General features: G+C 38.4%; 1 protein-coding gene. It reads left to right on the forward strand.

Annotated features, from left to right (window positions below; genetic code table 11):
• Positions 1-454 precede the first annotated feature (454 nt).
• The coding region (locus A3I3_RS11000) for an Sgo0707 family adhesin (protein WP_240366776.1) at positions 455-2,620 on the forward strand (2,166 nt) is incomplete at its 3' end.

The following is a 2,620-nucleotide window of genomic DNA, read 5'->3' on the forward strand; positions in this document are numbered from 1 at the left end:
TCGCTTTTCATTATAGGTCTTATGGGACTTTTTTTCTACAACAAAATAGGCTCCATAATTCCTAAAGTGATTTTACCCACTACAGAAATTATAGAGCCACTGTTGTTGGCAGGGGATTTTGTTTAAGAAAAATTTAATGAAGTGCTTGCCTAAATTATTTGATTCATGCTATAATTAAATATGGGTTAGTAGTCTCTCTTAGAGCTATAACTCTTGTTTTTAACTTTTGCTTTGACTGTTAAACTAAAAGGCATTTATTGACAAGCTCTTTTGATAAGAATTGGTAGATTAGCTGGGGGAACTACCAATTTGGGTACTAATGACGGAGTTCTTATCATATGGAGAATGGCAATAAATTTCTTTTTGTGTGTAATCATAAAAAGTAAAAAGAAATTTTATAAGGAGAAAAAGAATGATAAAGTCGAAAAACAGGCTTAAAAAGACAATCGTTGGAATGATAACCTTTGTTTTAGCGTTTTTCTTACTGCCGTTTCAAGGCGTTTTTGCGGCACCGCAGGAAATAAAGGATGACACAGATCTTTCTGCACTACGTCTTTACCAATTTCAGTTAACTACGGATAACATGAGCGTTGTATCTAAGTCATCTGCCGTAGATCAATACCACATGAATGATCCAATTTATGAAGGTAGCCCAAGGGTAGGGACCCCGATGGAGAATTTCACCCTCAAGGTAGATAAGACAAAAAAGGCAGATCAAACCTTTGATAAACCTTTGTCTTTGAAATTTACCAATGCTGGAACAGTCAATGGTAAGCAAGTAGATGCTTATTTAACGATTAATAAAGTTACTCTTCATTATATCAATAACTCAGAAGCTACGGCTCAAATGGCTAATGCTAGCAAGACGGCAGTTCAGTTTTTTAATGTTTCTAATACATGGGGAGCAAATCAATTTGAAATTGGGAATATCCCCTATCTTGATGCAACGCATAATTATTTTTTACATAATACCTTTACGGTTGATGCAGATGTAACAGCAGAACTTAAGTATTCAGATGGTTCAGAACCTGACATGAAATTGGTGATGAAGCCAACTGATATTGATGCAAATGGTCAATGGAATACCAAGGAAGCTTTCTATGTTACCAATTACAGCACTAGTGTTGATAAGCGGGTAATGAACAACCGGAATATTTTGCAAGTAACCCAAGAAGGTGATAAAACTGTTTGGAATGCAGGCCCAGGTGGTGGTACAAGTGGTTCAGACGCCGAAAATAATATTTCCGGTTTAGCTCTACGCTCAGTTAACAATACCATGAACTTTGGTTACCGTTCAGCGAACCATGCCTCTGCAACTTTCTCTCTTTACGTGGAGCAAGCACAGTTTGCCCCAGAAAAGGAGGTAGACCCAGCTCAAATCCCAGCACAAGCAGGCGAAGCAATCACTTATAAGACTCTTTTCAGAATTCCAAAACCAGGTAAAGAAATCATTGCAGCTTTATCAAGCCTTGATTTCGTTGATACCTTTGATGATCGTTTAGATTTCAAAGATCTTACGGTCGATGCGAATGGTGTTGCGTTGACAGAAGGTGTAGACTATACTGTTGAGAAGTCCGGTCAAAAAGTAACTGTCAAGATGGCTGCTGCCTACTTGAACAAAGATAAGGCCGGAACACCTATTCGTATTACTTATAATACAGTAACAAATAATAAGGTTGGTGATAAAGCTTCAGGACCTATCGAAAATATTGTAGCTATGAAACCGGATAACCTTTATATTCCATCAAACAAGGTAACAACAACCTTACTTTACAATAAGATTCATGAATTTGAGAGCGGTACACCTGGTAAGACCCTTCCACAAGAAGTTACAAACTTGTTACCAGCTAAAGTATCAGGTCTTGCAAATGGAACGACTGTAAATCCTACTCAACCAACAACTACTAAAGTATCTGTTCCAGAAGGAAACTGGGTATTCAAAGGTTACGATAAGGTTTCAGAAGTTGTTGAAAATGGAGATGTGAAGTTCATCGGTAAATGGGTACTTGAAGAATTTACTAAACCTGTAAAAGATGTTGTGGATGGTACAGGTACAAGTATTGACGGTCAAGAAACAAATGCCAATGATACATTGACTTATACTGTGACTTATACAAATACCACGGATTCAGCGAGAGACGTCACAATTACAGATAATGTTCCAGAACATACAACATATGTGGAAAATTCTGCTGACAATGGTGGAACACTGACAGGTAAGACACTCACTTGGACTAAAAATGTAGCTAGCGGGGAAACTTTCAAAGTTACTTTCCAAGTCAAAGTAGATGCCGATGTCAAAGGTCAACGTATTGATAACACTGCTCATGTTGATGATGGGCTAGCTGCTGCTGATACGAACACAACAAAAAATCCAACTCCAACACCAAAAACTGGTAATGTGGACGTGAAATATATTGACGAAGACGGCAATGTATTGGAAGGTCCAACTCAAGTGAAGACCAATGCCCCAGTGGGCGAAGACTACACAACAAGTCAAAAGACTTTTGACGGTTATGAATTCAAGTCTCTGTCATCAGACTCAGCTCCAGCCAATGGTAAGGTGACGGAAGGCGATAGCCATGTGGTTTATGTCTACAAGAAGAAAACGCCAGCTCCA

Source organism: Streptococcus massiliensis DSM 18628, from assembly GCF_000380065.1.
GTDB lineage: Bacteria > Bacillota > Bacilli > Lactobacillales > Streptococcaceae > Streptococcus > Streptococcus massiliensis.